This window comes from Caproicibacter fermentans, from assembly GCF_014303955.1.
Classification (GTDB): domain Bacteria; phylum Bacillota; class Clostridia; order Oscillospirales; family Acutalibacteraceae; genus Caproicibacter; species Caproicibacter fermentans.
Genome location: NZ_CP060286.1, coordinates 2680217 through 2701386, shown reverse-complemented (window position 1 = coordinate 2701386; position 21170 = coordinate 2680217). Strand labels below are relative to the sequence as shown.

The 21170-nt window shown below is 58.3% G+C and carries 20 protein-coding genes; 10 read left to right on the top strand and 10 right to left on the bottom strand.

The genetic code is table 11. From position 1 onward, the window contains the following. Positions 1-8: 8 nt before the first annotated feature. Entirely contained in the window at positions 9-2495 is a 2487-nt protein-coding gene (locus HCR03_RS13345) for a YfhO family protein (RefSeq protein ID WP_066646583.1), read from the bottom strand. Between the two features lie 145 nt (positions 2496-2640). Here HCR03_RS13345 and yfbR point away from each other — a divergent pair, with 145 nt between their 5' ends. The 10 genes from yfbR (at position 2641) to HCR03_RS13295 (ending at position 11582) form a co-directional block, all read left to right on the top strand. Continuing rightward, positions 2641-3231 carry a 5'-deoxynucleotidase gene (yfbR, locus tag HCR03_RS13340; RefSeq protein ID WP_066646584.1) on the top strand — a complete coding sequence of 197 codons (591 nt, stop codon included), beginning with the start codon at positions 2641-2643 and terminating at the stop codon, positions 3229-3231. 176 nt (positions 3232-3407) lie between these two features. After that, positions 3408-4451 (top strand): LCP family protein, encoded by a 1044-nt coding sequence (locus HCR03_RS13335; protein ID WP_066646585.1) that lies wholly within the window; start codon positions 3408-3410, stop codon positions 4449-4451. Between the two features lie 213 nt (positions 4452-4664). Beyond that, complete coding sequence (locus HCR03_RS13330; protein WP_187034653.1) at positions 4665-5948, top strand: aminotransferase class I/II-fold pyridoxal phosphate-dependent enzyme; 1284 nt, start codon at positions 4665-4667, stop codon at positions 5946-5948. Positions 5949-6004: 56 nt separating this feature from the next. Continuing rightward, the gene (locus tag HCR03_RS13325) at positions 6005-6328 is read left to right on the top strand and encodes a cyclic-di-AMP receptor (protein WP_066646589.1); all 324 of its coding nucleotides are present in this window, start codon (positions 6005-6007) and stop codon (positions 6326-6328) included. Beyond that, complete coding sequence (locus HCR03_RS13320) at positions 6325-7200, top strand: DNA polymerase III subunit (RefSeq protein ID WP_156991074.1); 876 nt, start codon at positions 6325-6327, stop codon at positions 7198-7200. The genes HCR03_RS13325 and HCR03_RS13320 overlap by 4 nt, the downstream gene beginning before the upstream one ends. Positions 7201-7225: 25 nt before the next feature. Then, a complete protein-coding gene (locus tag HCR03_RS13315) occupies positions 7226-8095 on the top strand; it encodes a PSP1 domain-containing protein (RefSeq protein WP_187034651.1) in 870 nt (289 codons plus the stop codon). A gap of 69 nt (positions 8096-8164) precedes the next feature. Further along, entirely contained in the window at positions 8165-8338 is a 174-nt protein-coding gene (locus HCR03_RS13310) for a DUF362 domain-containing protein (RefSeq protein WP_066646600.1), read from the top strand. Positions 8339-8428: 90 nt separating this feature from the next. Next, positions 8429-9172, top strand: a complete 744-nt coding sequence (locus HCR03_RS13305; RefSeq protein WP_228724967.1) for a tRNA1(Val) (adenine(37)-N6)-methyltransferase — start codon at positions 8429-8431, stop codon at positions 9170-9172. A 31-nt stretch (positions 9173-9203) separates the two neighbouring features. After that, on the top strand, positions 9204-10049 hold the full coding sequence (rsmI, locus tag HCR03_RS13300) for a 16S rRNA (cytidine(1402)-2'-O)-methyltransferase (protein ID WP_187034649.1): 846 nt from the start codon (positions 9204-9206) through the stop codon (positions 10047-10049). Positions 10050-10229: 180 nt separating this feature from the next. Further along, positions 10230-11582: a chloride channel protein gene (locus tag HCR03_RS13295; protein WP_228724966.1), complete on the top strand. Its 1353-nt coding sequence runs from the start codon at positions 10230-10232 to the stop codon at positions 11580-11582. An 81-nt stretch (positions 11583-11663) separates the two neighbouring features. On the opposite strand, the gene HCR03_RS13290 is transcribed toward HCR03_RS13295, so the two are convergent. From HCR03_RS13290 to aspS, 9 genes are all read right to left on the bottom strand, one after another. After that, positions 11664-12863 carry an AfsR/SARP family transcriptional regulator gene (locus HCR03_RS13290; RefSeq protein ID WP_066646608.1) on the bottom strand — a complete coding sequence of 400 codons (1200 nt, stop codon included), beginning with the start codon at positions 12861-12863 and terminating at the stop codon, positions 11664-11666. Between the two features lie 110 nt (positions 12864-12973). After that, a complete protein-coding gene (gene nrdG, locus HCR03_RS13285) occupies positions 12974-13489 on the bottom strand; it encodes an anaerobic ribonucleoside-triphosphate reductase activating protein (RefSeq protein ID WP_066646611.1) in 516 nt (171 codons plus the stop codon). Continuing rightward, the gene (locus HCR03_RS13280; protein ID WP_187034647.1) at positions 13479-15809 is read right to left on the bottom strand and encodes an anaerobic ribonucleoside triphosphate reductase; all 2331 of its coding nucleotides are present in this window, start codon (positions 15807-15809) and stop codon (positions 13479-13481) included. Before HCR03_RS13280 ends, nrdG begins: the two co-directional genes overlap by 11 nt. 134 nt (positions 15810-15943) lie before the next feature. Then, positions 15944-16480 (bottom strand): hypothetical protein, encoded by a 537-nt coding sequence (locus HCR03_RS13275; protein ID WP_187034645.1) that lies wholly within the window; start codon positions 16478-16480, stop codon positions 15944-15946. Between the two features lie 62 nt (positions 16481-16542). Beyond that, positions 16543-17556, bottom strand: a complete 1014-nt coding sequence (gene mgrA / locus HCR03_RS13270; RefSeq protein ID WP_276529910.1) for an L-glyceraldehyde 3-phosphate reductase — start codon at positions 17554-17556, stop codon at positions 16543-16545. Between the two features lie 3 nt (positions 17557-17559). Then, positions 17560-17955, bottom strand: coding sequence for a winged helix-turn-helix transcriptional regulator (locus HCR03_RS13265; RefSeq protein ID WP_187034643.1), 396 nt, complete (start codon positions 17953-17955; stop codon positions 17560-17562). Beyond that, entirely contained in the window at positions 17952-18602 is a 651-nt protein-coding gene (locus HCR03_RS13260) for an epoxyqueuosine reductase QueH (RefSeq protein ID WP_330601008.1), read from the bottom strand. The genes HCR03_RS13265 and HCR03_RS13260 overlap by 4 nt, the downstream gene beginning before the upstream one ends. 327 nt (positions 18603-18929) lie before the next feature. Further along, positions 18930-19271: a hypothetical protein gene (locus HCR03_RS13255; protein WP_187034641.1), complete on the bottom strand. Its 342-nt coding sequence runs from the start codon at positions 19269-19271 to the stop codon at positions 18930-18932. 73 nt (positions 19272-19344) lie between these two features. Continuing rightward, a complete protein-coding gene (aspS, locus tag HCR03_RS13250) occupies positions 19345-21129 on the bottom strand; it encodes an aspartate--tRNA ligase (RefSeq protein ID WP_187034639.1) in 1785 nt (594 codons plus the stop codon). Positions 21130-21170: the final 41 nt, after the last annotated feature.

Genomic DNA, 21170 nt, shown 5'->3' with positions numbered 1-21170 from the left:
CGTTAAACCTACCTTTGCGTCTCATGAATTTCGTCTTCTGGTTTCGGGTCAGGCCCATTCGGCCCGGCCGGGCGGATTCTCTCCGTCATGTTTGAAAAATTCGGAAGCCGGAGCTTTACCACCCTGTAAATTTTCCTTTTCCTGCGCTGTCCGCGGTCATACCGCCGGGTTATAAGGTAATAGAACACAAATAGAAGGACTCCTCCGCCCGTCGCGGCGGCGCCCATCGCAAGGCCGGGGGTCTTATAATTGAAACGGATCCGCGAGGTTCCCGCCGGAACCCGCACGGCCATGAAGCCCACGTTCACTTTGACAATCTCCGCGGGCTTGCCGTTTACTTCGGCGCTCCAGCCGCCTTCCCACGGAACGCTGAAAAACACCAGGCGGCTTTGATCCGACGTATCCTGTGCCGAAAATCCGCCGCTGTCCGTCGTGAACGAGGACGCCGACTCCGCCGCCCGTTCGGTGCAGTCCCTAAAATAGGCGTCCTGCGAATAATCCTGGGACTCCGGGTCCAAATGATTCAGCCCCCGCGCTTCTTGGCCGACGTCCGCATCCTCCAGCACCACGGCTTTCAGCAGAAGCAGGTTGCGGTCCTCCTCGGCGAGGGCGTTGTATTCGCTCCGGGTCACATAGCTGTCATAACTAAAGCCCATCGGGATAAAATAATCGTTCCGGTAAACGTCGCATCCGTTCTGCGTCGCGTAATAGCTCCAGCCCGGCATCGCGGGGGTCCCGTCCTCACCGGTAAACTTTTTCCCGGAGTCGGAGGGATCGAACAGCCATTCGCAGCTGGTCAGACCCCTGAGCCCGTAGTATTTTACCTCCGGGCGGGAGCCGACGTCGCGCTGAACGCCAATGCTGGGGTAAAACTCCATGATGGAGCCGGGAACGATGCTGTGAAAGGCCTGAATCGTCGGCTTCTGCCAGTACATGGCCTGGTTGTCCATGCCGTCGAAAATATCGATCCGGCTGAACCGGTCGGAATCTGGCAGATCGATCTGCGCCCCCTTGTTCAGCGAATACGGGATGATCCACTTGTGCGTGTCGTCGCTCTGCGTTTTGCCGAGCGCGATGAAATAGGCCGCGTAAACAACGGTAATCAGAGAAATGCCGCCCATCACGCAGTGGACAAACTGCTTTTTGTCGCGGCGGTAAAACCGGAAGGAGAGCGTCAGCAGCGCAAGGCTCAACAGCGCGATAGCCACATAGGGCCAGAAACGGGTCGGATAATCCTCCAGCCCGAACACGGTCTTTCCGCTCGAGGTTTTGTTCGGCATCAGGCCGATCGGCAGCGCGATTCCTAGCGTGACGCCCAGCGTCCATTTAATCGCCCGCGGCCAGTCGGAACGCCGGTCCTGCAGCGCGAGCACGGTCGCCAGCGCCAGCATCAGCGTCAGCATGTAAAACCACCGCGCGTAATACGACATGTTAAACAGCTGGAACGCCGCGTTCAGAATCGGGACGAACGCCATGAAAAACAGGATGCAGACGAGCGTTTTCACCCAGTGCTTTTTTCTGGCCTGCACAAACGCGAACACGCCCGTCATGCCCAGCAGCGGAAACCACGCGCCGAGCGAAGCCCATTTTGCCTCCGAGTTCGGGGTGAAATTCGGCCTTGCGGGAATATCCGGCGGGAAGAAGAAGCATTCCAGAATGTGAAGATACCGCTGGTTCCAGTCATACAGAAGCGTTCCCCAGCCGGAAGGCGGGTTGTTTACGCGCGGATTCTGCACCGCCGCGAGGACGGTGGGCACCAGGAGCACCGACGCGCACAGCACGCCGATGACCGATTCGCACGCAAGGAGCAGAAAGTCGCGCACCGAAAGCGTCCAGTTTTTGCTCAGCAGCCGGACAAACCAGTAGAGGAGGACAAACACAACCTGTCCCACAAAGAAGTACCAGTTGACCATCGCGCACAGAAATACGGAGAGCGCGAAAACCCCGCGGCGGCGCTTGTACATGTATTCGTCCAGCGCCCAGAGCATCAGCGGGAAAAAGACAATTGCCTCGTGAAAATGGTTGAAGAAAATATTGTAAATGGAAAAGCCCGAAAACGCGTACAGCATTCCGCCCGCCACGGCGTAATCCGGGTCGCGGACATAGCGCCGCAGGTAATTGAACGCCGTGAGCGACGCGCAGCCGAATTTCAGCATCAGCAGCGGGCCCATCAGGTGCGGCACCATCCAGCTTGGAAACGGAATCGTCAGCCAGAAAAACGGGCTTCCCAGAAGATAAAACGTGTAGGAACCGATAAAATTGGCTCCGAGGTCGGTCGTCCAGCTCCACCCGATGCTGCCGCTTCTGACCGCGTCGTGGCACATCTGATAGAAAGGGACCTGCTGAACGTTGTAATCGCCGTAAAAAAGAAAATAACCGTTGTCAAACAGGATAAATGGAATAAAAAAAAGAAAAGAAACGGCAAGGCCGTAAAAAAACGCCTTGAAAAAATACTCCCTTGTCCCGTTCCCCCTCAGGCTGTGAATTTTAACCACTGCTCCGCCTCCCAAGTACCGATGTCGTTCCATATTATAACACAACGCGTTGATGAAACAAGAAAGATTCCTGTTGAAACTATGAATTTTTTGTATTGAAAATATGAGAAAATACGGTATGATAATAGAGTATGGAAAAGGGAGGATGACCGTGTTCCATTTTTTTGCCGTTTTATCCCGGATGAAAAACATCAACCGGTGGGGTCTGATGCGAAACACCCGGCAGGAAAACCTGTGCGAGCACAGCTTTGAAACCGCCGTGATCGCGCACGCGCTCGCCGTTTTGCGCAACACCCGCTTCGGCGGCAGCGCAGACCCGGGCCGCGCCGCCGCGCTGGCGCTGTTTCACGATTCCACGGAGATCATTACGGGCGACATGCCGACGCCCGTCAAATATTTCAGCCCGAAAATCCGCTCCGCCTACCGGGAAGTGGAATCGGTCGCGCGCGACCGTCTGCTCGGATTTCTTCCGGAAGACCTGCGGGACTCCTACCGCCCGCTCCTCGGCGCGGCCGAATCCCCCGAAGACCGCGGCCTGCTTCCGCTGGTTCACGCGGCCGACAAAATCTCGGCGGTCATTAAGTGCGTGGAGGAAAAAAGAATGGGGAACATGGAATTTTCCAGCGCGGAAACCGCTCTGCGCGACGCCGTCGCGTCGCTGCGCCTGCCGGAAGCCGACTGCTTTATGGCAGAATTCCTGCCCTCGTTCAGCCTGACTCTGGACGAGCAGGAATAACCAGTTCTTCCAGAAATTAAGTTTTTTATTTTCTTTCAGTAATTATATGGTGCAGCCTTTTCTTTATACTATTACGGTTAAGGGTTTTTCGCGCCCATACGGCGAAATGCGGCCAAAATCATCATTTTTGAATTGAGCGGCTTGTGTATAAACGGGAAAATGAAGGGATCGATGAAATGATAGGAAAAAAAAGGCATACGCTTCGAAATGTCTCAATTTTGATTTTGAGTTTACTCATGCTGACGGCGGGAATCGGCTGCGTTTACGCGGACAGCCTGTTGAACCGCATCAATTACGCAGAGGGAGAAGACAGCTCCCAGGCTACCGGGTCCCTGTTTGAAAACGAATCGGGAGGCGAGGCCGACAACGCCAAAGCTGGCGTTCTGGGAGGCTTGTACCACGACGACGCCATCACTAACATCCTGCTGCTCGGCGTGGACAACTACCAGGCGAACGACACGGGCCGCAGCGACAGCATGATGCTGGTCTCGGTCGATACGCGGCACAAAAAAATCAAGCTGACCTCGTTTATGCGCGACCTTTACGTCGCGATTCCGGGCATCGGGAATAACCGGCTGAACGCGGCGTACAGCCTTGCCGGCGGAAAAATCAAGGGAGCGCAGTCCGTCGTGCGGACTCTGGAGTCGAATTTCGGCGCGGACATCGACCGCTATGTGATCATCGACAACGACGCGTTCAACAAAATCATCGACCGGCTCGGCGGCGTGAAAATCACGCTGACCGCGGCGGAGGCAAAGCTGGTCAACCAGTACTCCGGCGATCCCCGGCGCAACCTGACCGCCGGCACGTTTACGCTTTCCGGCGCGCAGGCGCATTACTACTCGCGCATCCGCGCAATCGGCGACGACTTCGAGCGCACCGAGCGGCAGCGCAAGGTCTTTTCCAGCATCGTGGATTCCCTGAAGGGTTCCAGCCTGCCGACGATTTACAGCGCCCTGGCCGATACCATGTATCTTATTACCACCAACATGACAAAAGCGGAAATTCTCTCCATGGCCTCCAATTCCCTGACATACCTCAATTACCCGATCAGTCAGGACCGAATCCCGGGGGATAATGAATACACCTCTGAAACCGTCATGCTCGGAGGCACGGGCGCGGACGTGCTGGTTCCCAACCTCGACAAATGCAAGGAAGACATCGCGAAGTTTATTTTTGAAGACGACATTCCCAGCAAAACCTACCAGAACGCGGGCTGAGAGCCATTCGGTTTTTCGCTGCGCCGTTTATGCGTTTGGGTTTTCGAATTTCGCTTTCGGGGAACCTTTTCCATCCCGTCCGTTCGGCAAAGCAAACGGATTTTGCCGTTTTGCACGGCGGGTCAATCAACAATCTTGTTTTTCGGCCGTATAGCTCGGAGCCGCGTCAGACCGGATGGTTTGCGCGGCTCTATTTGAAAGGAGGACGCGCCCATGTCCGCTCCGCTCTATTCCGCGCTGAAAAACCATGCCGCCCTCGGGCGCGCTTCGTTTCACACCCCCGGGCACAAAAGCAGCCCCGCCGCCCTGCCGGGCGGCCTGTTCCAGCTTGATCTGACCGAGCTGCCGGACACCGGCAGCCTGTACGACGGCGGCGGGCCGATCGAACAGGCGGAAGCGCTTGCTTCCAAGCTGTTCGGCACGGCGCGCACCTGCCTTTCCGCCGGAGGCTGCACGCTGTGCGTGCAGGCGATGTTCCGCCTTGCCGCGCCGAACGGCGGAAAGGTCGTCTGCTGCCGCAAGGTTCACCGCAGCGCGGTCGGCGCGATGGCCCTGCTCGGCATCGAGCCGGTCTGGGCCATGCCGGAGGAGCTGGTTCCGGCAGTCGGCGCCTGCGAAGACGCGAAAGCCGTCTATGTCACAAGCCCCGACTATTACGGGCGCCTGCTCGACATTCCCGCAATCTCCGCCGCGTGCCGGAAAAAGGGAATCCCGCTTCTGGTCGATAACGCGCACGGGGCGCACCTGATGTTTACCGAGCCGAAGCTGCACCCGCTTCTTCTCGGCGCATCCATGACCGCGGACTCCGCCCACAAGACGCTTGGAGTCCTGACCGGCGGAGCGTGGCTCCAGATCGGCGACAGTCGGTTTTCGGCGGGCGCGAAGGACGCGATGGCGCTCTTCGGCTCCACCAGCCCCTCTTTTCCGGTTCTGGCTTCGCTTGACCTGTGCCGCGAATGGCTGGAAACGCACTCCGGCGCGTTTCCCCTTTTGCAGGAACGCGCGCAGCGGGTGCGGCGCCTGGCCCTTTCACGCGGGATTCCGTCTCCGTCGGGCCTCGCCGACCCGACGCGGCTGACTCTGGAAACGGCAAAGATCGGGTTGACCGGAACACGGGCGGCCGAGGTGTTCCGGACTGCCGGAATCGAGCCGGAATACGCGGACCGCTCCTTCGTTGTCCTGATTGCGACGCCGTTTAATACCGAAGAGGATTTTCAGCGGCTTGAGCGGGCCGTCCGTTCGCTCCCAGACGCAGAACCGCTGCCGGAAGTTCCCGAAATGCCGCCGTTTTCCTCTGCCTGCGTTCCCCTGCGGGAGGCTTTGCTTGCGGAAAGCCGGACCGTCCCGCTGGAACGGGCGGTCGGCGAAATTGCCGCTCAGATCGCCTGCCCCTGCCCGCCCGGCATTCCCGCCGTGATGCCGGGGGAACGGGTCACAAAAGAAACCGCCGAGTTTCTGTGCGGGTATGGCTTTTTAGAAATAAAAGTGTTAAAATAAGATCGAATCTGAAAATTCAAATCTATCTACCGATATCGTGAAACGGAGGGATACTAATGAAGCTGGTATTGGCGATTGTCGGCAACGACGACAGCGGCATGGTTTCGGCCGCCCTGACCAAGGAGGGCTTTTCCGTCACCAAGCTCGCGACAACGGGCGGATTTTTAAAAAAGGGCAATACGACCTTCATCGTCGGAACGGAGGACGACAAGGTCGACCAGGTCATCTCCATCATCGCGGGCCAGAGCCGGCGCCGCACGCAGCTTGTCCCGAGTACCACCACCATGGATATCGGCGTTTATTCCGCATTCCCGGTGGAGGTAACCATTGGCGGCTCCACAATTTTTGTCCTGAACGTGGACCGCTTTGAAAAAGTATGAGTTTAAATTTTGAGGATTTTCCGGGAAATCCGGAGATAAAAAAGAACCTGTCCCTCGCTTTTGACGAGGGGCGGTTTCCCCACGCGATTCTTCTGGAGGGTTCGCCCGGCAGCGGAACCGCCGCGCTTTCCGGCATCCTGGCAAAGGCGGCTGTCTGCCTCTCGGAAGGCGAGCGGCCCTGCGGGCGCTGCTCCGGCTGCGTCAAGGCTGCGGCCGGCTCCCACCCCGACATTGTCACGCTGGACGGAGACGCCAACCCGCGCGTCTTCCCTGTGGACGCCGTGCGGGAAATCCGCTCCGGCGCCTACGTCAGGCCGAATGAAGCGCCCCGCAAGGTTTACCGCCTGCTGGGCGTTCACAATATGTCGGAGCCTTCCCAGAATGCGCTGCTAAAGGTTCTGGAGGAACCGCCTCAAAACGTGTGGTTCCTGCTCACTGCGGTCAGTTCCTCCGCGCTGCTGCCGACCATCCGCTCGCGCGTCCAGATTTTTACACTGGACGACGGCGCGCCGAGCGGGGAGGGTCTGGAAGAAACCTCAAAAATCGCGCGCGCGGTCGCCGCGCCGGGCGAGGCGGAGCTTCTTTTCGGCACGGCGCCCCTCATTAGGGACAAAGACCGCCTGCGCAAGGTTCTGGCGCAGCTCTTTCTTCTGTTCCGCGACGCGGCGGTTCTGCGCGCGGGGGGAGAATCCTGCCTGTCCGGCGAAAGGGACGCTCCGGCGTACCTGGCGTCCAAGCTGACCCGCAAAAGCCTGATGCTCCTCGTGGAGGAAACCGCTCGCGCCCAGCGCGCTTTGGAAAGAAACGCAAACACGGCGCTTCTGGTCACCGCATACTGCGCGGGGCTGAGGGAAGCGGCCGGAAAATCATAAGACACAGTGATGAAAGGAGGGCCCTATGGCTGAAGTAATTGGCGTCCGGTTTAAAAATGTCGGCAAGGTTTATTATTTTGACCCCGCCGGCAACGTCCTGAAAAAAGGCGACAAGGTGATCGTCGAAACCTCCCGCGGCGTGGAATGCGGCGAAATCGCCATGGAAAACCGCCAGATCAGCGACGAGGAGCTTGTGCAGCCCCTGCGCCAGCTGATCCGCGTCGCGACGGAGGAGGACCTGAAAAAGGTCGAGGAAAACAAAAAGAAGGAAAAAACGGCGTTTGGAATCTGCCTGAAGAAAATCGCCGCCCACAAGCTGGAAATGAAGCTGGTGGACGTGGAATACACCTTCGACAATTCCAAAATCCTGTTTTATTTTACGGCGGACGGCCGCGTGGATTTCCGCGAGCTGGTCAAGGACCTGGCCTCCGTGTTCCGCACCCGCATCGAGCTGCGGCAGATCGGCGTGAGGGACGAGGCGAAGATGCTCGGCGGCCTCGGCATCTGCGGCAAGCCGTTCTGCTGTTCGACCTTTCTCGGCGGGTTTCAGCCCGTTTCCATCAAAATGGCAAAGGAGCAGGGCCTGTCCCTGAATCCGGTGAAAATTTCCGGAATCTGCGGCCGGCTGATGTGCTGCCTGAAATACGAGCAGGAGACCTACGGGGAGCTTCTCCGCAGCGTACCCGGCGTCAATTCCGTCGTCATGACGCCGAAGGGCCGCGGGGTCGTGACGGACAACAATTTATTGACCGAAACCGTCTATGTCCGTCTGGATTCCGCCTCCGACGCGCCGACGCAGAATTTCCGCGCGAAAGAGGTCCGGGTGCTGAAAACCGGCCGGAATTCCGTCAGCCGGGAAGAGCTCGAGCAGCTTCGGGCCCTGGAGGGGAATTAAATTTACAGTTGCAATTTCGCGTTTTTATGTTACAATAATCCTATAAAAGTATTGGAGGTGTATCCTTTCATGGCATATGTTATCAGCGACGATTGCATTTCCTGCGGTGCTTGCGCGGCGGAATGCCCGGTCAACGCGATTTCGGAAGGCGACGGCAAATTTGTGATAGATCCCGACACCTGCACGGAGTGCGGTTCCTGCGCAAGTGTCTGCCCCGTGGGCGCTCCGAAGCCGGAAGACTAAATTATTCAAGATAAAAAGGCGGAGCGCCTGCGCACCGCCTTTTTTCTTTTTGAAAGCCGTTATTTTAACCCTGAGGGAGGACCTTTTAGTATGGAAAACCGGGGCACCCCCCTTTCGCGGGGGGAACCGCCTGGCTCCGGTGAAAAGCCGGAGCCGCTTTCCGCCGGATTTACCGTGATGACCGGCAAAAACCACACCTTCAATACCGACACGATCCTGCTCGCCGACTTTTCGATGCCCCGCCCCGGCGAAACCTGTGCGGACTTCGGCACGGGCTGCGGCGTCATTCCTCTTTTGTGGTGCGCGCGGTCCGCTCCCCGGCGCGTGTACGCCGTCGAGCTTCAGGAGGACGCCTGCCGTCTGGCGCGCCGCTCCGTCCGCCTCAGCGGACTGGAAAATCAAATTGAGATTATAAGGGAAGATATCAAGACTCTCAGGCAAAACCGCCCCCTTCCCCTCGGCCTTGACCTGATCGCCTGCAACCCGCCCTACAAGCCGGACGGAACCGGCGTTCCCAGCGCGCGGGAGGGGCAGCGCATCGCAAGGCATGAGGTCGCGTGCAGCTTTGCCGATATTGCGGCCGCCGCGGCAGCCTTTCTGCGCTGGGGCGGCCGCTTTTTCTGCTGCCTTCGGCCCGAGCGCCTGTGCGACGCGATGGCGACGCTGCGGGCGGCGGGTCTGGAACCGAAGCGCCTGCGCTTTGTGCAGCAGCGCGGGGACAAACCCCCGTTTTTGTTTCTTTTGCAGGCCAACCGCGGCGGCAGGCCCGGAATGACTGTGAACCCCGCGCTCTTGATCGAATCGGAACGGGGGGGTGGTCCGAAGAAATGCTGAAAATTTACGGCGATTACAAGGAGGGCAGAGAATGAGCGGAAAATTGATCGTGGTCGGGACGCCGATCGGCAATCTCTCCGATTTTTCACCGCGCGCGCGGCAGGCTCTGGAAAGCGCGGACTTCATCGCGGCGGAGGACACGCGCGTCACCGTCAAGCTTCTGAACCACTTTGAAATCAAAAAGCCGATGATCTCGTATTTTGAACACAACAAATACGAAAAGGGAGACATCATCTGCGGCAGGATGGAGGCCGGGGAAACCTGCGCGCTGGTGACCGACGCGGGTATGCCCGCGATTTCGGACCCCGGCGAGCTGCTGGTCGCGCAGTGCGCCGAACGCGGCATTCCGGTTTTCGTGGTTCCCGGCCCCAGCGCCGTCGTGTCGGCGCTCGCCGTGTCCGGCCTGCCGACCGGGCGCTTTACCTTTGAGGGCTTCCTCAGCGTTTCCCAAAAAAGCCGGCGCGAACATCTGGAACAGCTCAAAGCGGAAAAGCGCACCATGGTTTTCTACGAGGCGCCGCACAAGCTCGCCTCCACTCTCGCCGATATGGTTAAAGCGTGGGGCGGCGCCCGGCGCGTCGCCCTGGTGCGCGAACTGACGAAAATCCACGAGGAAGTCATCCGCACAACGCTCTCTCAGGCCGCGGACCGCTACGCGAATGAAACGGCAAAGGGGGAATTCGTCCTCGTCATCGAGGGGGCGCCGGAAGAAGCGACGGCCGAATATTCCGCTCAGGACGCGCTGGAGCTGGCCCGGGATTATCTTTCGCAGGGCCTTTCCGCGGCGGCCGCGGCGAAACAGGCCGCCGCGGAAACGGGCCGCCGGAAAAACGAAATTTACCGGGAACTGACGAGGGAACCGAACAGCGGCCCGTAAATCTTTACGATGCCATCCCCCCAAAAGGGGGACTTTTTTATTGTGTGGGCCGATCGACATGCAGGGATCGTCCTTTCCTCCCTCATTTCTGCATCAACCGATAAATTTCTTTTAGGTCGTTATAATCTCCTTTGTTTCCCTTATACTAAAAATATCATAAACTAAAATAGGTGAATGCAAATGAGCTTAAGGGAATACGTGAAACGAATCAGTGCGAAAGCTGCAGATTCTGTCAGCGGCAAAATCGCGGGCCACAGGGAATGGAAACAGCAGCTGTGCGATTTTGCCGTATGTCAATGCGGAAGCCCGCGCGACATGATCTCCAACATCAGGGCCTTTTTGAAATGGGGGCTTCTCTCCATTCTGATCGGCGCGATCGCCGGTTCCGCCGGCACCCTGTTCTATTTCTGCATCCGCACGGTCACGGCTTTGCGGATCGATCACGGCTGGCTTCTCTGGCTTCTGCCCCTGGGCGGCCTGCTGATTGTATTCCTTTACCGCGCGGGCAAAATTACCGAGCCGAAGGGAACCGATCTGGTGATTGAAGCGGTAAGGTCGCCGGAGCCGGTCCCCACCGTGATGGCGCCGCTCATTTTTGTCGCAACCACCGTGACGCACCTGTTCGGCGGCTCGGCGGGCCGCGAAGGCGCCGCGCTTCAGCTCGGCGGCAGCCTGGGGTACCGGATCGGCAGGCTGTTCCGGCTGGATGAAAAGGACCTGCACGTTGTTACCATGTGCGGTATGGCCGCCTGTTTCTCCGCGCTGTTCGGCACGCCGCTGACCTCCACCCTGCTGGTGATGGAGGTCATCACGGTCGGAGTCATGTACTATTCCGCACTGGTCCCTTGCACGGTGGCTTCCATCGTCGCCGCGGGCATCGCGCAGTCCTTCCACGCAGCGCCGACCCAGTTCCATGTCTCCGGCACGCCCTCCATCGGCATTCTGCCGCTGATGCAGGTAACTTTGCTTGGGATACTCTGCGCGGTAGTCAGCGTTCTTTACTGCTTTGTCATGCACGGCACGGGGCTTTTGTACAAACGGTGGATCCGCAACCAGTATGTCCGCGTGCTTGTCGGCGGTGTTCTCGTCATTCTTCTGTCGTTCGTGTTCGGCCGGGATTACCTGGGTATGGGCGGAAACGTGATCGCCGCCGCGTTCCAGCGCAGTTCGCGCCCGGAAGCGTTCCTGCTGAAGCTTCTTTTCACTGCGGCAACCCTGGGCGCAGGGTTCCGCGGCGGCGAAATCGTTCCGGCGTTTTTTGTGGGCGCCACATTCGGCTCCTTTACCGGCAGCCTGATCGGCCTGACTCCGTCGTTCGGCGCTTCCATCGGCTTTATGGCGGTGTTTTGCGGCGTGACAAACTGCCCGCTGACCGCCTTTGTTCTCAGCGTGGAGGTGTTCGGTGAACAGGGAATCCTCTATTACCTTCTGGCGGCCGGCATCAGCTACATGCTTTCGGGATATTCCAGCCTTTACAGCCAGCAGAAAATTCTTTATGCAAAAGACAAGTCCCTTTACATCGGCGGCGAATAGGCGGACCGCGCCGCCGGAACAAAAGAAGAAGCGGGCGCCCCGGCCTGGGCGTCCGCTTCTTCTTTTGGATTGGAGGACCGTTTACTCTATAATCGATGTTACCTTTGTAACGACATTGACGTTATCCTTGCGGTATTCAAACTTGAATTTCCGCATCACCCTCTGCACGATGCTCTGCGCGGTCTCAACGGTGACGGTCTGCAGCAGGGCAATGTACTGCGTCGCGCTGCAGGAAGCAACGGTGTCCCCTTTTCTCATACTGGTCAGAATCGCATTTTTCAGCTTTTCAGAGGCTGTTTTCAGCGCGTCCGGCTCCGGAGCGCCGCCGTCCTTTCCTCCGAGCGTAAAAAGGATCAGAAAAATGGAAAGCCCCGTGCGCGGCATCAGCCTCACCTGCGACCGGTACAGACATTTGAACATGTCGTAGTCGCAGAAATAGGCTCCTTCCACTTTGGTTTTTTCCTGAAGGTCGTTCCAGATTGTCTCCAGATCCGTTTCCGACCGGCTCTGATTATTCATCCGGCTGGAATACGGCTTTAAAAATTCGCCGAGGTCCACGCCGAATTCCTGGTAAAACATTTTGACGGTGCGATTGTAATGATCAAACGCCTTCGCAGTGCGGCCCGTGTTCGAATAAGCTTTCAGCAGCAGGATATGGAACGGCTCTTCATAGGGGAACCGTCTCAGCGCGCTTTCGACAACCGGAACCATTTCTTCGTATCGGTTCCGGTTCGCCAAAAGGCCGCAAAGCTCATTGACACAGCGTCTGTAAATCTCCGAGTAGCGCGCTCTCTGCAGGATCACCCAAGTGCTGTAGGAGGATTTCGGCAAAAAGCCTCCCCGGTACAGCCCGATCGCCTTCCGGTACCAGCCGATGCGCTTCTCCTCCGGCGCGGTCTGAACAAAAGCCTTTTTGGCGTATTCAAGAAAGCGCTCGGAATCCACGCTGCAGCCGCACTGGTTGTTCCAAGCATAGGTTCCGTTTAAAAATATGATAAACTGGGACTTGTCCCCCGACAGCTCGCGCAGCAGGGAGCGTGCCCGGTAAACCAGATTCTTCAGGGCGTTTTCCGGGTCTCCGCACTCGCGGCCGTCCCAGATGTCGCGCAGAAGGCGGTCAAGCGGGACCGGCGCAAAGCGCCGGGCAACCAGATACTGAATCAGCATCCAGACCCGCTTGGTTCGCCCTTTCAGGTTCGTCATGGTGTTCCCGTTAATGGTAATGGAAAATTCACCAAACATTTGAATCGCAACTTTGCTGTTCTCGGAATACAAATACATCGCTTCCCCATCCGAAAATCTACGCAAACAGTTTACCATATTTTACATAAAACTACAAGATCAAGTTTAGTGACTATATATCTTGTATTCTTTAAAATGAATAATATGAATTAATCGTCTTCCTCTAATTTCTCTAAAACAATGATCCGCCTGCGTCTGGTCTCAGCCATGTTGATAACCCGCTGGTTCCGGCTTCCCCGAAAACGCAGCGTCAGGTCCTTCTCTTCCCGCAGAAACGGCCCGTCCACCAAAAGGTCGGTCTGCTCCAGCAGCGCGTCGATTTCAGGCCTCTGCATCGCAACCAGATTCTCGTACAAATAGCCGGTGTAGGTCGTCACGTCCAGTCCGGCGGAATGCACCAGCCGGGCCAGTTCCGTGAGCGGCCCGGGCTGGCAGAAAGGCTCTCCGCCGCTGAAAGTAACGCCCTTCAGCAGCGGATTTTCACGGATTTTTTCGAAAAGATCGTGAATGCTCCAAACCGTTCCGCCCTCAAACGGATGAGACTGCGGATTGTGGCACCCCGGGCAGTGATGCGGACAGCCCTGCACGAAAACGACGAACCGGATGCCCTTTCCGTCCACAATGGACTCCGTCTCGATTCCGCAAACCCTCAGCTCAGATTCCATGCTTGACCCGGTCCCTTTCCTCGGCGCGCTTTGCGTCGTTGAACCGGTCCAGCGTTCCCACCAGATAGCCGGTGATCCGGCGGATGCGCTCGAATTTCGGCCCGTCGTCCTCCGTGCGGTGGCAGTGAGGGCACTCGTTGTCGATGATTCCGTTATAGCCGCAGACCGGGTCGCGGTCCACCGGATGGTTGACGGAACCGTAGCCGACGCCGTTTTCCTTCATGCAGCGGATAATCGCCTCGAACGCTTCCGGATTTTTCGTCGTGTCGCCGTCCAGCTCCACATAGCTGATGTGCCCGCCGTTTGTCAGCTCATGGTACGGGGCTTCCAGCTTGATCTTTTCGAACGCGCGGATGGGGAAATAGACGGGGACGTGGAATGAGTTCGTGTAGTATTCCCGGTCGGTCACGCCGGGGATTTTACCGTACTTTTTCTGGTCGATGCGCACAAAGCGTCCCGAAAGGCCCTCCGCGGGGGTAGCGACAAGGGAAAAATTGAGGCCGGTTTTCTGCGATTCGTCGTCGACCCGCTTTCTCATGTGGCCGATAATTTCAAGGCCAAGCTTCTGGCTTTCCGGGCTTTCGCCGTGGTGCTTGCCGGTCAGCGCCTTGAGCGTTTCCGCAAGGCCGATAAACCCGACGCTGAGCGTGCCGTGCTTGATGACCTCTTCAATGCTGTCCTCCCAGTCGAGCTTCTCGCTGTCGATCCAGACGCCCTGACCCATCAGGAACGGATAGTTGTAAACCTTTTTGGAGCACTGGATTTGAAAGCGGTGCAGCAGCTGGCGGATTACGAGATCGATCCGTTTATCCAGGATTTCATAGAATTTCGCCACGTCTCCGTGCGCCTCGATGCCGATGCGCGGAAGATTGATCGAGGTAAAGCTCAGGTTGCCGCGGCCGCAGGTGACTTCGCGGTCAGGATCGTAAACGTTTCCCATCACGCGCGTGCGGCAGCCCATATAAGCGACCTCCGTGTTATAGTCGCCCGGCTTGTAGTACTGCAGGTTGAACGGCGCGTCAAGAAAGCTGAAATTCGGGAACAGTCGCTTCGCGCTGACCCGGACGGACAGCTGGAACAGGTCGTAGTTCGGGTCGCCCGGATTGTAGTTGACGCCCTCCTTGACTTTGAAAATCTGGACGGGGAAAATCGGGGTCTCGCCCCCGCCGAGGCCCGCCTTTGTGGCAAGCAGCAGGTTTTTCATCACCATGCGGCCCTCGGGAGACGTGTCTGTGCCGTAGTTCAGCGAGCTGAACGGAACCTGCGCGCCCGCGCGGGAATTCATGGTGTTCAGGTTGTGGATGAGCGCCTCCATCGACTGGTATGTGGCCCGGTCCGTATTCCGGGTCGCCGTTTCTACCGCGTACTGATGCGCTTTCGCGGCCTCCTGCTCCGAAACCTCCTCATAGCCGCCCGCGCGCTGATGACCGGGCAGGAACTGAACGAAACGAATGCCGTAACCGTCCGCTCCGCCCATGGTGACATCATCGCCGACGGAACCGCGCACCGTGTCGATCATTGCGTCGGCATCGGCGGCCGGCATGGAGTGGGCCACCTGAAAATAACGGGAAAGCTCCTGAAAATAGTGGCGGCGAAAGGTTTTCGCAACGCCCGGCGCCATGGAATAATCAAAGTTCGGAACGCTCTGCCCGCCGTGCATTTCGTTCTGGTTGGCCTGAATCGCGATACAGGCGAGCGCCGCGTAAGAGCTGATGTCGTTCGGCTCGCGAAGCGTCCCGTGCCCCGTGCAGAATCCGCCGTGAAACAGCTTTAAAAGGTCGATCTGGCAGCAGGTCTCGGTCAGCATATAAAAATCTTCGTCGTGGATATGGATGTCTCCGCTTAAATGCGCCGCGGCGATGTCCTTCGGAAGAATGTAGTTGTTGATAAAGTACTTGGAACCCTCCGACCCGTATTTCAGCATGGTTCCCATTGCGGTGTCCGCGTCGATATTGGCGTTTTCCCGCTTCAGGTCGATGTCCTTCGCGTCGCGGAAGGTCAGCTGACGGTAAATGTCCATCAAATCGCCTTCGGCCTGGCGGATCTTCGCGTGCTCCGCGCGGTACAGGATATAGGCTTTGGCGGTCTTCGCAAAATCCTTTGCAATCAGCTTTTCCTCAACGGCGTCCTGAACCTGCTCCACCGTAGGCACAGCGTCCCCGCCGAACCGCGCGGCGATCTCCGCCGTCAGGCGGTCCAGCTCCGCCCTGGACATCTTCTCGGTTTCCACCGCCCTGTTTGCCTTCTCAATCGCGCTGCGAATCTTCTTTTCATCAAACGGAACAACCGAGCCGTTCCTTTTTTGAATTCGTGTCGCCATTTCAACTTCATCCTTTCCGGTTCTTCTCCGTCGGCAAATATCGCCATCCGACGGACGAGTGTAATAAGAATTATACTTGTTTTTTCCGGGATTGTCAAGGACGCAAACACAATATATTGTGTTTATTTTTTAACTCACCCCCATACGTACAGTCCGCCGTCTTCCAGCACGGAATCAGCGCCAGGTCCGGCTTCTGCCGCCGTCCGCCGTCGAAAGCAGTCCGTGCGCGGCCAGAATCCAGCCGTGCCCCCGTCCGCAACCTGCATGGGACAAGAATCCCGCAGGGTATCAAAAGCGTCCTGCGCAACTCCTTCCAAAGGGTGCGGGTTCCATGTTTTGCCCGCGTCGGATGTTGTCAGCAGTTCAGAGGCGCCGGCGCCGGACGATTCTGCCGTCAGAATCATCCTCTTTCCTTCGGGCAGCAGCGCGGCGGCAACGGCCCCCGCGCTCTTCAAAGCGGAAACCGGGCTTTTCCAGTCGGTTTTGTCGCCGGAGACGCGGAGCAGCTCGCGCCGACCGGAAATCACGCTGTCTCCGCCGCCGTACGCCGAGGAGTTAAGTCCTTCCGGGGCTGGACGGACGCTTTTGATTGTTCCGGTTTTGCTCCAGTGCTTCCCTCCGTCCGCCGTACGGTACAGCTCGCCGTTCCAGGTGGCGAGGTCAGGAACCAAGCCGCCCGTTATAAAGGGCCTTCCCGAAACGGAAAGGCCCTCGCGTCTGATTCAAATCCGTGCTATTTCAGAATCTTTTCGATTTCCGCCAGCTCCTCGTCACGGAACGTCAGGCGGTTGACGGCGCCGACGTTCTCCTCCAGCTGGGCGACGCTGCTCGCGCCGATCAGCACGCTGGCCATGGTTTCCTGCCGCAGGATCCACGCGAGCGCAAGCTGCGCGGTGGTTTGTCCGCGCCGTTTCGCAAGCGCGCCGATTTTGCGCACCTTTTCGATTACATCCGGAGTAATCCCGTCCTTCGTCAGAAACGGCGATTTTCCGGAAGCACGGGAACCCTGCGGAATGCCGTCGTTGTATTTTCCGGTCAGAAGTCCCTGCGCGAGCGGGCTGAACGCGGTCAGGCCCATTCCCGCTCTTTTCGCCGCGTCAAACAGGCCGTCCGTTTCGATTTGCCGGTCGAGCATACTGTAACGCGACTGGCAGATCAGGCAGTGCACACCCATTTCACGCAGCAGGGCGGCAGCCCGCTTCGCCGCTTCCGGGCTGTAATTCGAAATGCCCGCGTACAAAGCCTTTCCGCTTTTGACCGCCTGCGCCAGCGCGCCCATGCTTTCCTCCAGCGGCGTGTCCGGATCCATGCGGTGATGATAGAAAATATCGACGTAATCAAGGCCCATCCGCCTGAGGCTCTGGTCCAGACTGGCAAGCAGGTATTTCCGCGAGCCGAAATCCCCGTAAGGGCCGGGCCACATTGAGTAGCCCGCCTTCGTGGTAATCACCATCTCATCGCGGTAGGGTGAGAAATCCTCCCGCATCAGCCGGCCGAAGGTCTCCTCCGCCGAGCCGGCGGGCGGACCGTAATTGTTCGCAAGGTCGAACACCGTCACTCCGAGGTCAAACGCCCGGCGCATCACCGCCCGGTTTGTCTCGTAGCAGTCGTAGGTTCCGAAATTATGCCAGAAGCCGAGCGACACCGCGCTGAGCTTCAGTCCGCTTTCTCCGCACCGGCGATACTCCATTTTTTCATACCGTTCCTCATTCGCCGTATAAGGGATCATTCTGGTTTTCCGTTCCATCCGCTAACCGCCTTTCTTTTGTTTCTTCACCCAGTCGCAGAACAGCTCCAGCGCCGGGTAAAGCCCCGCGGCGCAGCCGGCCGCGGCATACTCCACGCGGGGCGGAATCTCCTGATACTGCCGCCGTTCAATCAGGCCGTCCGCCGTCAGCTCCCGCAGGCTCTGGCTCAGCATCATATCCGTGATGCCGGGAATCCGCTGCCGGATCTCCCCGTAGCGGGCCGGTTCGCCGGAGCGCAGCGCCCAGAGGATGCGCAGCTTCCATTTGCCGCCGACCAGCGAAACGGCGTCTCTCAGCGGGGCGTCGTCCTCCGGCTGAGGCGCCGGGGGAATTTCCGGCTGAATGCGGACCGGTTCCTCCTGCCGGCTTCTTTTTTCCCGTTTCTTTTTCTTCTTCACGTCTCATACCCTCCCCCGCGCTCCGCACGTTTGAGGCGTGCGGCTTCCTTGGAAAACGGACATCCGCAGAAATCCTGCCGGTACAGCCCGTAGGTGCGGGAAAGCTCGATCGACCGCTGATACCCGCCGTTTTTCTTAAAATCGGACGGCAGAAACGGCACCTCATATTTCTGAGCGAGCTCCAATCCGATCTCATTGAGCCTGCGGGCGTTTTTATACGGGCTGACCGTCAGCGTCGTCGTAAAGAAGTCATAGCCGCCCGCCCGGGCGTATTTTGCGGTTTCCGCGAGCCGCAGGCGGTAGCAGCCCATGCAGCGTTCCCCGCCCTCCGGCTCCTGTTCCATTCCGCGCGCCATTTCCAGGAACTGGCGGACATTGTACCGCCCCTCGATAAACTGCGCGGGGTATTTCTGCGGCAGCTCGTCAAGCAGGCGCTTGACCTCCGCGACGCGCTTCCGGTACTCGTCCTCCGGCAGGATATTTGGGTTGTAGAAAAACACCGTGACCCGGAACAGCGGAGCAAGCTGTTCCAGCACGCTGCTCAGGCAGGGGGCGCAGCAGTCGTGCAGCAGCAGCGTCGGCACCCTGCCCTCAAATCCCGCAATTACATCCAGCATCTGTTTTCTGTAATTGATTTTGTTCATCATGCGCCTCCTTTCCCGGCAGGCTGAGCCTGCACGCACGCCCCGCCGTTTCGCGCGGAGCGGAATTGACAGCCCGGTTTGGCGGGAGAGTCTTCAAAAACTCCCGTTGAATATCCCGTGCGAAATAATATTCCGGTTTCGGCCGGGCTGAGCCTGCACGCGCGCCTGCGGCGTCCGCGTCTGAAAAACACTGTTTTACATTATGATCTTCATCACACGGGGATCCCCTTCCCCGGATTGGCTAAATTTGTCCGGAAAGTTGTTGCAAAGCCCCGACTAGCTTAAAAATCGTGACACGACTTGATCCTGTGTGTCCGTGTGAAGCGGTCTTTACTGACCGCCGGACAAAATATACTGCTGGTATCTGCCGTCGGACAATTTTAAATAAATTACGACCGGCAGCAAATCGCCTTTCGGCTCCGAGGTGAACAGCTCCCTGCCCGTCCGGTTGTCGGAATTGCTGACCGCGCAGGCGGGCTTTTGACCGCCGTTCATCAGACTCGGAGAGGACGGGCCGACGTAATAGGTCCGGTCATAGCATCCGATCCGGTTCGGCAGACTCCGCGGGTCCCATTCGCCGAAGTCGTAACGGTTTTTTACCAGCAGCGCCAGAAAAGGTATCACCGCAATCAAAAGAATCCGTGCTAATAATTTGACCCGTTTCTTTTTCATTTCATCCTCCAACCGATTTCCCCGCGGTTCCTCCGGACAGGGGCCGGGCACCAACCGCCCGCCTGTCTTTCTTTTAATCCTTTTTCAGCAAGGATATGCCCAGCTCTTCAAGCTGCTTCGGGTCGACTCCGGTCGGGGCGCTGCTCATCAGCTCCGCGGAGGAAGCGACCTTCGGGAACGCGATAACGTCGCGGATGCTGTCGCAGCCGAGCATCAGCATGACCAGGCGGTCCAGGCCGAACGCCATGCCGGCGTGCGGCGGCGCGCCGTAGCGGAACGCGTCGATCAAAAAGCCGAAGCGCTCCTGCGCCTGCTCGGGGGTAAAGCCGAGGGCCTGGAACATTCTCTCCTGGATGTCCGGCCGATTGATACGGACCGAGCCGCCGCCGAGCTCGTTTCCGTTGAGCACCATATCGTAGGCGATCGCCAGCACGCTGCCGGGGTCGGACTCCAGCTTGCCGAGATCCTCCTCGCGCGGCATGGTGAACGGGTGGTGCATCGCGACAAAGCGGTTTTCTTCCTTGCTGTACTCGAACAGCGGGAAGTCCGTCACCCAAAGAAGACAGGGCTTCGAGTCGTCGATCAGTCCGAACCGCCCGGCAAGCTCTTTGCGCAGCGCGCCGAGGGAATCGAACACAACTTTGTTTTCGCCGCTCGCGACCAGGAACAGCACGTCGCCCGCTTCGGCGCCCAGCGCCTTTCGAACGGCCGCCGCTTCTTCCGGAGCGAGGAATTTTTCATAGGAGGAGGTTTCCCCGCCGGAGGCAAGACGTGTCCACGCAAGGCCCTTTGCTCCGTAGGATTTGACCCACTCTCCCAGCTTGTCGATCTCCTTGCGGCTTAAAGCGTCCGCCTGCCTCTTCAGATTGATGCCGCGCACGCTGCCGCCCGCGGACAGAGCACCGGCGAACACGCGGAATTCCGTGTTTTTCAGGGCTTCGCTCACGTCTGTCAACTCCATGCCGAAGCGCAAATCAGGCTTGTCGGAGCCGAAGCGGTTCATCGCCTCCTGCCAGGTCATGCGGCGCAGCGGAGTCCGGATTTCAAGACCCAATACTTTTTGATAGACGTCCTTGATAAATCCCTCCGCGATCGCCATCACGTCGTCCTGAGAAACAAACGACATCTCAAAGTCGATCTGCGTAAATTCCGGCTGGCGGTCGGCGCGCAGGTCCTCGTCGCGGAAGCAGCGGGCAACCTGCATGTAACGGTCGTAGCCCGAAAGCATCAGAAGCTGCTTATAAAGCTGCGGCGACTGAGGCAGCGCGAAAAAGCTGCCCGGGAACATACGGGAAGGAACCAGATAGTCGCGCGCGCCCTCCGGCGTGGATTTGATCAGGTTCGGCGTCTCGATTTCGAGGAAGCCGTTTTCGTCAAAATAATCGCGCGCAGCCTTGACGATGCGGTGCCGGCCGATGATCTTTCTCTGCATCTCCGGGCGGCGCAGGTCCAGATAGCGGTATTTCAGGCGCAGATCCTCCTTGACGTCGGTCTTTTCCTCAATGGCGAACGGCGGGGTCTCGCTTTTGGCAAGCACGCGCAGCTCCTCGACCTCGATTTCAATGTCGCCCGTCGGCAGCTCCGCGTTCTTGGCAGAGCGCTCCCTCACGGTTCCGCGCGCCGCCAGAACGAACTCCGCGCGGGCGGCAAAGGCCTTTTGAAACACCTCGCGGTCCGTCTTGTCGCCGAATGCGAGCTGAACGATTCCGGTACGGTCCCTTAAATCGATAAAAATCAGCTGCCCCAGGTCGCGCTGGCGCTGCACCCATCCGCAGACGGTCACTTCCCTGCCGCAGTCGGCCGCGCGCAGCTCCCCGCAGTAGTTGGTTCGTTTCAGGCCCGTTAATGATTCCGGCATTTTTGATTTCCCCATTCCGTTTAATCTATTGATTTAAAAAT